9 protein-coding genes, 1 tRNA gene, 3 rRNA genes and 1 other RNA gene are annotated in these 12,959 nt (G+C 53.3%); all 14 read left to right on the forward strand.

Annotated features, from left to right (window positions below; translation table 11 throughout):
- Positions 1 to 77 precede the first annotated feature (77 nt).
- The gene (gene tadA, locus B0W44_RS00090; RefSeq protein ID WP_077718250.1) at positions 78 to 512 is read left to right on the forward strand and encodes a tRNA adenosine(34) deaminase TadA; all 435 of its coding nucleotides are present in this window, start codon (positions 78 to 80) and stop codon (positions 510 to 512) included.
- Between the two features lie 54 nt (positions 513 to 566).
- Positions 567 to 658, forward strand: a tRNA-Ser gene (locus B0W44_RS00095).
- 59 nt (positions 659 to 717) lie between these two features.
- Positions 718 to 983: signal recognition particle sRNA large type (gene ffs, locus B0W44_RS00100), an RNA gene on the forward strand.
- A gap of 157 nt (positions 984 to 1,140) precedes the next feature.
- Positions 1,141 to 2,565, forward strand: a complete 1,425-nt coding sequence (locus tag B0W44_RS00105) for a PAS domain-containing sensor histidine kinase (RefSeq protein ID WP_149026889.1) — start codon at positions 1,141 to 1,143, stop codon at positions 2,563 to 2,565.
- A gap of 69 nt (positions 2,566 to 2,634) precedes the next feature.
- Entirely contained in the window at positions 2,635 to 4,326 is a 1,692-nt protein-coding gene (gene dnaX / locus B0W44_RS00110) for a DNA polymerase III subunit gamma/tau (protein WP_077718251.1), read from the forward strand.
- Between the two features lie 15 nt (positions 4,327 to 4,341).
- Positions 4,342 to 4,653 (forward strand): YbaB/EbfC family nucleoid-associated protein, encoded by a 312-nt coding sequence (locus B0W44_RS00115; protein ID WP_077718252.1) that lies wholly within the window; start codon positions 4,342 to 4,344, stop codon positions 4,651 to 4,653.
- The gene (recR, locus tag B0W44_RS00120; protein WP_077718253.1) at positions 4,653 to 5,249 is read left to right on the forward strand and encodes a recombination mediator RecR; all 597 of its coding nucleotides are present in this window, start codon (positions 4,653 to 4,655) and stop codon (positions 5,247 to 5,249) included. The genes B0W44_RS00115 and recR overlap by 1 nt, the downstream gene beginning before the upstream one ends.
- A 71-nt stretch (positions 5,250 to 5,320) precedes the next feature.
- Positions 5,321 to 5,599 carry a YaaL family protein gene (locus B0W44_RS00125; RefSeq protein ID WP_077718254.1) on the forward strand — a complete coding sequence of 93 codons (279 nt, stop codon included), beginning with the start codon at positions 5,321 to 5,323 and terminating at the stop codon, positions 5,597 to 5,599.
- A gap of 5 nt (positions 5,600 to 5,604) precedes the next feature.
- A complete protein-coding gene (locus B0W44_RS00130; protein WP_077718255.1) occupies positions 5,605 to 5,877 on the forward strand; it encodes a pro-sigmaK processing inhibitor BofA family protein in 273 nt (90 codons plus the stop codon).
- Between the two features lie 299 nt (positions 5,878 to 6,176).
- A 16S ribosomal RNA gene (locus B0W44_RS00135) occupies positions 6,177 to 7,735 on the forward strand.
- Positions 7,736 to 7,891: 156 nt separating this feature from the next.
- A 23S ribosomal RNA gene (locus B0W44_RS00140) occupies positions 7,892 to 10,922 on the forward strand.
- Between the two features lie 34 nt (positions 10,923 to 10,956).
- Positions 10,957 to 11,073 (forward strand): 5S ribosomal RNA (gene rrf / locus B0W44_RS00145).
- The 16S, 23S and 5S rRNA genes sit together here, the layout of an rRNA operon.
- Positions 11,074 to 11,215: 142 nt before the next feature.
- Positions 11,216 to 11,407: a sigma factor G inhibitor Gin gene (locus B0W44_RS00150; protein WP_077718256.1), complete on the forward strand. Its 192-nt coding sequence runs from the start codon at positions 11,216 to 11,218 to the stop codon at positions 11,405 to 11,407.
- 120 nt (positions 11,408 to 11,527) lie between these two features.
- On the forward strand, positions 11,528 to 12,949 hold the full coding sequence (locus B0W44_RS00155) for an aminotransferase class I/II-fold pyridoxal phosphate-dependent enzyme (RefSeq protein WP_149026890.1): 1,422 nt from the start codon (positions 11,528 to 11,530) through the stop codon (positions 12,947 to 12,949).
- Positions 12,950 to 12,959 lie beyond the last annotated feature (10 nt).

The following is a 12,959-nucleotide window of genomic DNA, read 5'->3' on the forward strand; positions in this document are numbered from 1 at the left end:
TCAGTATCCTCAAATTAAACGCGTGTATACAAGTGTAAGATGTGATCAAAGTGCCTCAGGGACAGTGGATTCCGTATATGCGTCTGGCGATAGAAGAAGCCAAAAAAGCCCAAACTGTCGGCGAAGTTCCCATAGGAGCCGTCGTCGTCAAAGACGGCGAAATTATCGCGTCTGGCTACAACAGGAGGGAAACGAGCAAAGACCCGACGAATCACGCGGAAATCGTTGCCATTCGCCGAGCGAGTCAAGAACTCGGCGGATGGCGGTTGGTAGGGTGTACGCTCGTCGTCACGTTGGAACCGTGTCCGATGTGTGCCGGGGCGATCGTGCAATCCCGGATTGAGCGGGTTGTGTACGGAACCGACGACCCGAAAGCGGGGTGTGCCGGCACTTTAATGAATCTACTTGACGAACCTCGCTTGAACCACCAAGCGGACGTCGTTTCAGGCGTGCTGTCTTCGGAATGCAGCGCTCTTTTGTCACATTTTTTTCGTGAGTTGCGGAAAAAGTAGATGGGAATATTGAGCGAAATCCCCACATATGTTATGATTATTTCTGCCTACTTTGGAGAGGTGTCCGAGTGGTTGAAGGAGGCGGTCTCGAAAACCGTTGTACGGTTTGCGCCGTACCGTGGGTTCGAATCCCACCCTCTCCGCCACTTGAACTGGGATTATTTCCAATTGTGTTCCTCTTGCATATGTGGTAAAATGAACGTTACCGTGCTAGACGGGGAGGTAGCGGTGCCCTGTAACCCGCAATCCGCTATAGCGGGGTCGAATACCTGTTTGCGGCAGTTGATTGTCGAGGTCTGGTTTAAGCACGTAGTGTTGACGATCGGGTTCTGCGCAACGGAAACTCACGAACCCCGTCAGGTCCGGAAGGAAGCAGCGGTAAGTGAACTTTTCCGTGTGCCGCAGGGGCGCCTGGTCTGAGCTAACGACTTAAATGCGCTTGGTAGTCAACTGTCAAGGACAGGTGCACGGTATGATACATAAATTTTTAATAAAACGCGAAAACTCACAGGACACTTTCTTCGGGAAAGTGTTTTTTTTATATGAATTTTTAGAAGGAAAGGGAAAGATGAGAGCGAATATAGAAAAGAAACACCTCATTTGTTGGAAAGGGGGTTGCTGACGTCCGATGTATTTTGCTGTCGAAGCGTCGCTAAACGAAATCGAGCAATTCATGGAACAAATGCCTTTTGCCACCCTGCTCTTAAACGAGCGCGAGGAGATTGTCGCGGTGAATGAACTGTTTCTCCAAGTTGTAAAGTGCGATTACGCACAAGTTAAACATGCACCCTTGCACCAGTTTGTCCTTTTTGAAGACAAAGACTCACTGTATGTAAGAAGTTCGTTTCATTCCCTCGAAGGCGAGCTCATCACCCTGGAACGAGAACACCTTTCAAGTGACGTATACCTCCAGCGTTGGGTTGAACGAGACGAGACGTACATGCTCCTCTTGTTTACAGACATTACTCCAGAATGCAATCTCAGTATGTTGCAACGTTTTGCTAAAAACTTTATTGCCGATGTAAATATGGGCATCCTCGTCATCGACCGCGAGGAACGGTTGATCGAGTTGAGTGATGTTGCTTGCCGCCTACTCGGTGTCAAGCGTAAAAATGTGATAAACAAGTCAATTAAGGAAGCGTTTCCTGAGCTTCCCCACGATCAACTGCTGTTGCACAGGGCATTGCTGGACGGCGTCATCGTGCGCAATCAAGTGACGTCCTGGACGACGAACAACAGACGCTATGAATTGCTGATGGACTCCAACTTGCTTAGAGACGAATACGGACGCGTGATCGCCGCGTACGTTGTATTTAAAGACATAACGAACTTGCGCTCCTTGGACGAACAAATTCAGCGGAACGACCGTTTGGCGATGATCGGACAAATTGCAGCGGGAACAGCTCACGAAATTCGCAATCCCCTCACCTCGATCAAAGGGTTTCTGCAAGTGCTGAAATACGGACTGATAGAGAAGGGATTAACTAAAGAAAAAGAGTACACGGATATTATGCTCAAAGAAATCAACCGTATTAACGACCTTGTCAGTGAGTTTTTGCTCCTCAGCAAACCGCGGGACGCCAAGTACGAAGAAGTGAAGATTTCTTCCGTCATTGGGGAATTATTACCTTTTATCCAAAATGAAGCCTTGCTACATAAAGTCGAGGTCCGCTACGAAAACGTGGAAGGATTGCCTCCAGTCATTGCGGATCACGAGTTGTTAAAGCAAGTTTTTCTAAATGTGTGCAAAAACGGGATTGAAGCGATGGCGGACGGGGGCGAGTTAACAATTCGCGAACGCTTGTTTGAGGCTGAAAACAAAGTGGTGGTAGACGTGCACGACACTGGACCGGGAATTCCCCACTATGTCATAGACAAAATATTTGACCCGTTTTTTACGACAAAAGAAAACGGGACCGGTTTGGGGCTTCCTGTCTGTCAACGCATTATCCATGACATCGGGGGCAATATTCGCGTGTCGTCGAAGGGGTTCGGGACCACGTTCAGCGTCTTCATCCCTTATCACACCAAATCGTTCAGATCTTATGGCTAACGCGAGCAGTCGGTTGAAGATTGGTGTATAATGGAGAGAAGATTCCTTAAGCCTGTGGGAGGCAGTGCCATGACCTACCGTGCCCTTTATCGGGTTTGGCGGCCGCAAACATTTTCCGATATTGTCGGGCAGCAACACGTTACCCGTACGCTGCAGAACGCGTTAAGACAGCAGCGGTTTTCCCACGCGTATCTGTTTTCCGGTCCTCGCGGCACTGGGAAGACGAGCGCGGCCAAGGTGATGGCCAAAGCGGTCAACTGCGAACAAGGACCGGCACCGGAACCGTGTAACGCTTGTGAGGCGTGCCAGCAGATCACGAACGGATCGATACTCGATGTCGTGGAAATCGACGCCGCTTCCAACCGAGGAATAGAGGAAATTCGCGATTTACGCGACAAAGTCAAATATGCGCCGACTGAAGTTCGGACAAAAGTATACATTATCGACGAAGTTCACATGTTGACGCCCGAGGCGTTTAACGCCTTGCTGAAAACGTTGGAAGAACCGCCGTCTCACGTTTTGTTCATACTGGCGACGACTGAACCTCACAAACTGCCGCTGACGATCGTCTCCCGCTGCCAACGTTTCGATTTTCACCGTGTTTCCCCAGAAATTATGGTGGAGCGGTTAAAACACGTATGCGAACAAGAAGGGATTCAGGCGGATGAGTCGGCTCTGTCCTTCATTGCCCGCGTATCAGAAGGAGGTTTGCGCGATGCGTTGAGCTTGCTTGATCAGGCTTACGCTTCCGGAGGAGACTGTATAACAGAGAATGTGGTTCGCACTATCGTCGGAACGGTCGCAGACTCCTCGTTTCATCAGATCGTCACGTTCATCGCCGAACGAAAGACCGCACAAATGCTCGATATGGTTTCAGAACTCGTGCAGGAAGGCCACGACCCGGAGAAATTTGCGGAGGATTTCCTGGGCTATTTGCGCGACATGTTGCTCGTCAAAACAGCTCCAAACTTGCCTGAAACTGAACAGCTCCTCAAGATACAGCCATCTCTGGCGGAATTGGCTGAACAGTTCACGGAGGAAGCCGTCTTTGCCATGATGGAAGAGGCGAATGATGCATTAAGTCAGATGAGGCGGACGAATCAGCCGCGCATTATGCTGGAGTTGCTTCTGGTCAAACTGACACACGTTTCAAACGAACGACAACAAGTGAAGAGCAGTGAACTGGCATCCCTCATAAAGCGCGTGGAGCAGTTAGAACAGGATGTGCGAAAACGGTCCGTTCAGGCAGCCCATCGTCAAGGAGAGGTGGCGAAAGAGGATGGAGCAGACGCTGTAAAGATAGATGGCTCCAAACGGAAATCGTCCGAAATGTCGCCTTCCCAACTGCAAAAGGTCCGAGCAGTCCTGGAGCGTGCCGATGCGGCTTCACTTGCCAACATTAAAGACGTGTGGCCGGACATTTTAGCGAGCGTGAAAGAACGTAAAATTACAGTCCACGCTTGGTTGATTGACGGAGTGCCGACAGCTGCCGACGAAGGCCACCTCGTCCTCGCGTTTAAAAACGTCATTCACCGCGAAACGACGGAAAAGCCGGACCACAAACAGCTGATCGAAGAGGTGATCGAGCAAGTAACAGGCCGAGCGTACAAGCTGGTGACGTGTATGCAGAACGAGTGGAAACGTTTGGAGGAAAGCAGTGCCGGGCGGGAACAAGCAGCTGCGGGACATGTCGATCAGGACGAACACGTGCGTCAGGCTTTAGAGTGGTTTGGCGAAGATCTAGTGGAGATAAGAGATTAAGGAGGACTTTGTCAAATGAAAAACATGAACCAAATGATGAAACAAGTGAAAAAAATGCAGGCGCAGATGGAGAAAGCACAGGCCGAATTAGAGGAAAAGGAAGTAGAAGCCACAGCCGGTGGCGGTGTGGTCAAAGTGAGGGCAAACGGAAAAAAAGAAATTTTAAGTATCGAGATTCAGCCGGAAGCTGTTGATCCTGACGACATGGAAATGTTACAGGACCTTGTGACAGCTGCAGTCAACGAAGCACTGAAACAAGTCGACGAGCTTGTCGCTCAAAGTATGGGCAAACTCACCGGCGGGTTGAACATTCCCGGATTATTCTAATGCAGTTCCCAACACCGATCGCCAAGCTCGTTGAAGGATTCATGCGTTTGCCCGGCATAGGTCCGAAAACAGCGGAACGCTTGGCCTTTTTTGTGTTGTCGATGGAAGAAGACGACGTGATGGATTTTGCCAAAGCGTTAGTGGGCGCAAAGCGCCAACTGTTTTACTGTTCGATATGCCACAACATTACAGATCGAGACCCGTGTGCCATATGTGACGACAAAGGACGGGACCAGTCCGTCATTTGTGTTGTTCAAGATCCGCGGGACTTAATCGCCATGGAAAAAACGCGCGAATACAGCGGCTTATACCACGTCTTACACGGTGCCATCTCTCCAATGGACGGAATTGGACCGGAGGAACTCCACATTCCAGACTTGCTGAAGCGATTAGAAAGCGACACAGTGCAAGAATTGATTTTAGCCACGGATCCGAACATCGAGGGTGAAGCGACGGCGATGTACATTTCAAAGCTGGTAAAACCGTTTGGTCTCAAAGTGACCCGTATCGCACACGGGCTCCCGGTTGGCGGTGACTTGGAGTACGCTGACGAAGTGACGCTGACAAAGGCATTAGAAGGCAGGCGGGAAATGTAAAAAAAAGAAGTCATATTGGGTGAATGTTCGGACTATAATGTATTAACTTGTCCGAACGGAGGCGATACCGTATGGTTTTTTTTCGATGCCGCTGCCGAAAGATCGCGCCTCCCACTGAAGGGGAGAAGAACAGAGAATTAGTCGAACAAATTGACAAAGCGAGAAAAGAGTGGGATTTGGCCCAGTCCCAGCTGGATCAAATGTCGGAACCAGATTTGATTGACTATGCCGTGTACCGTTTACAAGCGGCAGAAAAGCGGTACATGTATTTATTGAAAAAGGCAGATGAAAAAGGCATACGCCGTTCAATATCCCATTCCTTTAGCGAAACACGTCCGTTGAAAGGGTGACGCGTGTGGACTGGGGTTGGACGGTCGGGGCTATCGTCGGAGGGATGGTGGTCGTGTTCATGCTGACGGCTTATGCGGCGAAACCGCTCAAGTGGATGTGGCTTGGCATACTGTATACGGCTGTCGGTGCCGTTGCCCTTTATTTGGCCAACTGGATCGGCGGACAGTGGGGGTTTCACTTGCCGATCAATCCGGTGACGGCATTCGTCACCGGGGTGTTGGGGTGGCCTGGTCTGTTGTGTCTAGTTGTGATCAAAGTGTGGGTTGTCGGGCTGTAATCATTTCCTTAATTTGCCCTGTTGACGTCTTGTCAGATGCGTGGTAGGATATGTCTTGCCGCTCCGAGAGCGGCGAAAAAGTGCTGCGCAGGTGCGAATGGAAAGAAATAGCGTATTGACAGCAAACGCCCTGCGTGATAGGATGTAGGATGTCGCCTTTCAGGCGAGAGCGCGAATGTTCCTTGAAAACTGAACGAACAAGCCAACGCCCCAAGAGCTTGGAACAGCTTGTTTCGCACAAGGAGCCTGTTTGGCTTCTGAAGAAAGTGTTACGCAGCTGAGCTGCGGACAGACCATTTTTAATGGAGAGTTTGATCCTGGCTCAGGACGAACGCTGGCGGCGTGCCTAATACATGCAAGTCGTGCGGGTGAAGCCGACCACCCCTTCGGGGGCGGATGGTGGAACCAGCGGCGGACGGGTGAGTAACACGTGGGCAACCTGCCTGCAAGACCGGGATAACTGCGGGAAACCGGAGCTAATACCGGATAAGAGGCTTTTCCGCATGGGGGAGCCTTAAAAGGCGGCGGAAGTCGTCACTTGCAGATGGGCCCGCGGCGCATTAGCTAGTTGGTGAGGGAAGGGCTCACCAAGGCGACGATGCGTAGCCGACCTGAGAGGGTGACCGGCCACACTGGGACTGAGACACGGCCCAGACTCCTACGGGAGGCAGCAGTAGGGAATTTTCGGCAATGGGGGGAACCCTGACCGAGCAACGCCGCGTGAGCGAGGACGGCCTTCGGGTTGTAAAGCTCTGTCATGTGGGAAGAACGGCTAGGAGAGGGCATGCTCTTAGCGTGACGGTACCACAGGAGGAAGCCCCGGCTAACTACGTGCCAGCAGCCGCGGTAACACGTAGGGGGCGAGCGTTGTCCGGAATTATTGGGCGTAAAGGGCGCGCAGGCGGTCTCTTAAGTCTGATGTGAAAGGCCACGGCTCAACCGTGGGATGGCATTGGAAACTGGGGGACTTGAGTGCAGGAGAGGGGAGCGGAATTCCCGGTGTAGCGGTGAAATGCGTAGAGATCGGGAGGAACACCAGTGGCGAAGGCGGCTCTCTGGCCTGTAACTGACGCTGAGGCGCGAAAGCGTGGGGAGCGAACAGGATTAGATACCCTGGTAGTCCACGCCGTAAACGATGAGTGCTAGGTGTTAGGGGCGTCACGCCCTTAGTGCCGAAGTAAACACATTAAGCACTCCGCCTGGGGAGTACGGCCGCAAGGCTGAAACTCAAAGGAATTGACGGGGGCCCGCACAAGCGGTGGAGCATGTGGTTTAATTCGAAGCAACGCGAAGAACCTTACCAGGGCTTGACATCCTCTGACCCCTCTAGAGATAGAGGTTTCCCTTCGGGGACAGAGAGACAGGTGGTGCATGGTTGTCGTCAGCTCGTGTCGTGAGATGTTGGGTTAAGTCCCGCAACGAGCGCAACCCTTGAGCTTAGTTGCCAGCATTGAGTTGGGCACTCTAAGCTGACTGCCAGTGACAAGCTGGAGGAAGGTGGGGATGACGTCAAATCATCATGCCCCTTATGTCCTGGGCGACACACGTGCTACAATGGCTGGTACAGAGGGCAGCGAAGCGGTGACGCGGAGCCAATCCCAGAAAGCCAGTCTCAGTTCGGATCGCAGGCTGCAACTCGCCTGCGTGAAGGAGGAATCGCTAGTAATCGCGGATCAGCATGCCGCGGTGAATACGTTCCCGGGCCTTGTACACACCGCCCGTCACACCACGAGAGTCTGTAACACCCGAAGTCGGTGAGGCAACCGTAAGGAGCCAGCCGCCGAAGGTGGGACAGATGATTGGGGTGAAGTCGTAACAAGGTAGCCGTATCGGAAGGTGCGGCTGGATCACCTCCTTTCTACGGAGTAAAAAAAGGCGTTCGGCTTGTTCGTTTAGTTTTGAGGGAGACATTCTCAGAAGAGAATGGTCTCTGCCGTCCCGTGGAGGGGCGGATGTGTTCCTTGAAAACTGGATCGGAAGCATTCACCGGGATGACGAGAGTCATGTCGAGAACGATTAAGCGAGAAAGGGCGCACGGTGGATGCCTAGGCGCCAGGAGCCGACGAAGGACGGGGCGAACACCGAAATGCCTCGGGGAGCCGTAAGCAGGCGTAGATCCGGGGATGTCCGAATGGGGGAACCCGCTCTCTTTCATAGGAGAGCATCCGTTGCTGAATGCATAGGCAGCGGAGGGCAACCAGGGGAACTGAAACATCTTAGTACCCTGAGGAAAAGAAAGCAAGGCGGGCCCTGCGAAAGGGAACCTTTCGTGGGTGCTCAAAGCGATTTCCTGAGTAGCGGCGAGCGAAACGGAAACAGCCCAAACCCGGCACTCAACTGAGATCCACAAGACGCATTTATCATATGCGTAGTGGGTTTGAGTTGAGTGTCGGGGGTTGTGGGGCGTCTCATAAGGAGTGAGAAACGGACGGGATAGCCGAAGCGGCCTGGAACGGCCCATCGGAGAAGGTAAGAATCCTGTAGGCGAAATTCTGTCCGCTCCGAGACGGACCCCGAGTACCGCGGGGCACGGGGAACCCCGTGGGAAGCAGGGAGGCCCACCTCCCAAGGCTAAATACTCCCTGGCGACCGATAGCGCACCAGTACCGTGAGGGAAAGGTGAAAAGCACCCCGGGAGGGGAGTGAAAGAGAACCTGAAACCGTGTGCCTACAAGCAGTCGGAGTCCGGGTAATCTGGATGACGGCGTACCTTTTGTAGAATGGACCGGCGAGTGACGATGCGTAGCGAGGTTAAGCGGGAGACGCGGAGCCGTAGCGAAAGCGAGTCTGAAGAGGGCGATTTTAGTTGCGCGTCGTCGACCCGAAACCGAGTGATCTACCCATGTCCAGGGTGAAGGTCGGGTAACACCGACTGGAGGCCCGCACCCACGTCTGTTGAAAAAGGCGGGGATGAGGGGTGGGTAGGGGTGAAATGCCAATCGAACTCGGAGATAGCTGGTTCTCCCCGAAATAGCTTTAGGGCTAGCCTCAGGGGAAGAATCGCGGAGGTAGAGCACTGATTGCGTGAGGGGCCCTCGACGGGTTACCGATCGCAGTCAAACTCCGAATGCCGTTGATTCGGTTCCTGGGAGTCAGACGTCGGGTGCTAAGATTCGACGTCGAGAGGGGAACAACCCAGACCATCAGCTAAGGTCCCGAAGTATCCGTTAAGTGGGAAAGGATGTGGCGTTGCCGAGACAACCAGGATGTTGGCTTAGAAGCAGCCATCATTGAAAGAGTGCGTAAAAGCTCACTGGTCAAGTGACGTCGCGCCGAAAATGTACCGGGGCTAAACGGATCACCGAAGCTATGGGCGGGACACCGTGGTAGGGGAGCGTACCCAGTGCAGCGAAGGATTTCCGGGAGGGAATGTGGAGCGCTGGGTAGTGAGAATGCCGGTATGAGTAACGATAAGAGGGGTGAGAATCCCTCCGCCGAAAGCCTAAGGGTTCCTGAGGAAGGTTCGTCCGCTCAGGGTAAGTCGGGACCTAAGCCGAGGCTGAAGAGCGTAGGCGATGGAGAACAGGTGGAGATTCCTGTACCACCGCGTTCCGATTGAGCGAAGGGGGACGCAGGAGGGCAGGGGAGCAGGCGGATGGATGTGCCTGTCCAAGCGGTGAGAGAGCAGCGCGAGGCAAATCCCGCGTTGCGAGAATCTTGAGCCGTGATGGGGAGTGAAACTTAGAGTAGCGAAGTCCCTGCACCCACACTGACAAGAAAAGCCTCTAGCGAGGAGCGCGGTGCCCGTACCGCAAACCGACACAGGTAGGCGAGGAGAGGATCCTAAGGCGCACGGGAGAACTCTCGTTAAGGAACTCGGCAAAATGGCCCCGTAACTTTGGGAGAAGGGGTGCCCCGTTAGGGTGGCCGAGAGGTTGCCTGAGGGGGCCGCAGTGAAGAGGTCCAAGCGACTGTTTAGCAAAAACACAGGTCTCTGCGAAGCCGCAAGGCGACGTATAGGGGCTGACGCCTGCCCGGTGCTGGAAGGTTAAGGGGAGGACTTAGCGGAAGCGAAGGTCTGAACCGAAGCCCCAGTAAACGGCGGCCGTAACTATAACGGTCCTAAGGTAGCGAAATTCCTTGTCGGGTAAGTTCCGACCCGCACGAAAGGCGTAACGACTTGGACACTGTCTCAACGAGAGGCCCGGTGAAATTGTAGTATGCGTGAAGATGCGCATTACCCACGACAAGACGGAAAGACCCCGTGGAGCTTGACTGCAGCCTGATAGTGGATTTGGCGATGATGTGTACAGGATAGGTGGGAGCCAGAGAAATCGGTTCGCCAGGATCGAGGGAGGCGCCGGTGGGATACCACCCTCATCATGGTTAAATCCTAACCGACCGCCGTGAGCCGGTGGCGGGACATTGTCAGGTGGGCAGTTTGACTGGGGCGGTCGCCTCCTAAAAGGTAACGGAGGCGCTCGAAGGTTCCCTCAGCGCGGTTGGACATCGCGTGAGGAGTGTAAAGGCAGAAGGGAGCTTGACTGCGAGACTGACAGGTCGAGCAGGGACGAAAGTCGGACTTAGTGATCCGGTGGTTCTGAGTGGAAGGGCCATCGCTCAACGGATAAAAGCTACCCCGGGGATAACAGGCTTATCTCCCCCAAGAGTCCACATCGACGGGGAGGTTTGGCACCTCGATGTCGGCTCATCGCATCCTGGGGCTGAAGCAGGTCCCAAGGGTTGGGCTGTTCGCCCATTAAAGCGGTACGCGAGCTGGGTTCAGAACGTCGTGAGACAGTTCGGTCCCTATCTGTCGTGGGCGCAGGAAATCTGAAGAGGAGCCGTCCTTAGTACGAGAGGACCGGGACGGACACACCGCTGGTGGACCAGTTGTTCTGCCAAGGGCATCGCTGGGTAGCCACGTGTGGCCGGGATAAGCGCTGAAAGCATCTAAGCGTGAAGCCCCCTCAAGATGAGATTTCCCACCAGGCACTCAGGTGCTTGGGTAAGACCCCTTGGAGAAGACGAGGTGGATCGGTCCGAGGTGTAAGCGTGGTAACACGTTGAGCTGACGGATACGAATCGGTCGAGGGCTTAATCGAGAGAATGCTTCCGACCAGTTTTGAGGGAATGCTGTCTGGTGGCCATAGCGGAGGGGACACACGCGTACCCATGCCGAACACGACCGTTAAGCCCTCCAGCGCCGATGGTACTCGGGGCGAGAGCCCCTGGGAGAGTAGGTCGCTGCCAGGCACTCGCGAAAAGACCCGTGAAATGCGGGTCTTTTTTCATGGGGTGTGACATTTATGAAAATTTTTCATAACATTAGTATACAACAAGTAACACTCGTCAAGAATGAGGAAGAGGTTTGAAGACGAATCGAGGTTGATGGCTTATGGAACAGGACACCATTCGCGACGCGAGTGAGTGTATCATTTGTGAACAGAAAAGTGTCAAAGGGATTACTGTCTGTGATCAGTTTATATGCGAATCGTGCGAGCAAGAGATGATAAAAACGGATGTAAAGGAACCGAAGTACCCGCTGTTTGTCAAACGGTTGCGGCGCATATGGTTGAAAGACGCCTAACGTGCCGTATGACTGAGGCTGTCGGACACCCGTATCACATTAAATGTGGTGCGGGTGTCACTTTGTTTTCAATACAGTTTGTTATGGTAAACTTTAGTGAAACGGCTATGTTTATTGGTGATGGACATGAAGCAACACGATACACCGTTATTAGACGCCCTTATTCGCCATGTAGAAACACACGACAGTTACTTTCACGTCCCAGGGCACAAGCAAGGTCGTTTTTTTGACAAAGGGGGACGCCCTTATTTTGAGGAAATACTTAAATTAGATCTGACGGAAGTCGGTGAATTGGACGACCTGCACGAACCGACAGGGGTGATTCTGGAAGCGCAGCGTTTGGCCGCTCACGCGTTTGGGGCGACGCAGACATGGTTTTTAGTGGGAGGGTCGACGGTTGGAAATTTAGCGCTCGTGAAGACTGTGTGTGCGCCGGGAGACGGAATTGTCGTACAGCGCAATTCCCACAAATCGGTCTTTAACGGTTGTGTCCTGGCGGGGGCGCGTCCGGTTTACTTACAGCCCGCCCGTGATGCGGCCACCGGCGTGTACGCAGGCGTCTCAGCGGAGCAACTTCGCGGGACGCTGAAACGTCATCCAAATGTGAAAGCCGTCTTTTTAACGAATCCGAATTATTACGGAATGGCTCAGCCCGTTGACGAGTTAGCTGCAGTCTGTGAACGGTTCGGAGTGCCGTTAATCGTCGACGAAGCGCACGGCGCCCACTTTTCCGTTCACCCACAGCTGCCCCGTTCTGCCATTGTGAGTGGTGCGACAGCCGTCGTACAGTCAGCTCACAAAATGTTGCCTGCGATGACGATGACAGCGATGGTGCATGCGCACGGCACATCTGCTTTTCGCGAGAAATTACAGGTGGCGCTGACTCAACTTCAGTCGAGTAGTCCGTCTTATCCACTGTTGGCCTCACTGGATTTGGCGCGCAAGTATTATGCGACGCAGGCACGTTGCGACGTTGAAAAAAGTTTGCCTGTCGTGAAGTGGCTGCGGGATGAAATAAATGGGCGTGGAGAGTGGAAAGCACTTTCTCCCGACGATCCGTATAAACTGATATTGCAACGGCCCGGATGGAGTGGTTACGAAATAGCCGCCGGTTTAAGGTCGGAAGGGGTACCACTGGAACTGTCTGACAGTGCGAATGGTCTAGCGGTGTTGCCTTTAGGTTTGGGTGTGCGGGAGTGTGACGTTCTATTGCAAGCCGTCGATCGGTGGAGCGATAAGGCGAGAGTGCCGAAGGGTTCTACTTGGGATGTGCCGCCGCTCGATTTGCCGGATGTCAGTGTAGATTTACCGCTTTCTCAAGTCGTGCAACAAGACGGGGAATGGTGTCCCCTGGAACACGCGGCAGGACGTATCGCCAAACGGGCGGTTTTGCCTTATCCTCCCGGCATTCCTGTTGTCTTGCCAGGAGAGACTTTCAGCCGCCGCGTCGTGGAATACATTCAATTTCTCCTGTCTTACGGCGCACGTTTCCAAGGTGTCAAGGTAACACCTTCCAACACTTATGTAGAAGTGGTAAAATAGGTGCACATCC

Origin of the sequence: Novibacillus thermophilus (genome assembly GCF_002005165.1) — a bacterium.
GTDB classification, from domain to species: domain Bacteria; phylum Bacillota; class Bacilli; order Thermoactinomycetales; family Novibacillaceae; genus Novibacillus; species Novibacillus thermophilus.

What these genes read in the sequence shown, in the direction of transcription:
- tadA (WP_077718250.1), top strand. Translation starts at nt 78, where the DNA reads ATGCGTCTGGCGATAGAAGAAGCCAAAAAAGCCCAAACTGTCGGCGAA.
- B0W44_RS00105 (WP_149026889.1), top strand. Translation starts at nt 1,141, where the DNA reads ATGTATTTTGCTGTCGAAGCGTCGCTAAACGAAATCGAGCAATTCATG.
- dnaX (WP_077718251.1), top strand. Translation starts at nt 2,635, where the DNA reads ATGACCTACCGTGCCCTTTATCGGGTTTGGCGGCCGCAAACATTTTCC.
- B0W44_RS00115 (WP_077718252.1), top strand. Translation starts at nt 4,342, where the DNA reads ATGAAAAACATGAACCAAATGATGAAACAAGTGAAAAAAATGCAGGCG.
- recR (WP_077718253.1), top strand. Translation starts at nt 4,653, where the DNA reads ATGCAGTTCCCAACACCGATCGCCAAGCTCGTTGAAGGATTCATGCGT.
- B0W44_RS00125 (WP_077718254.1), top strand. Translation starts at nt 5,321, where the DNA reads ATGGTTTTTTTTCGATGCCGCTGCCGAAAGATCGCGCCTCCCACTGAA.
- B0W44_RS00150 (WP_077718256.1), top strand. Translation starts at nt 11,216, where the DNA reads ATGGAACAGGACACCATTCGCGACGCGAGTGAGTGTATCATTTGTGAA.
- B0W44_RS00155 (WP_149026890.1), top strand. Translation starts at nt 11,528, where the DNA reads ATGGACATGAAGCAACACGATACACCGTTATTAGACGCCCTTATTCGC.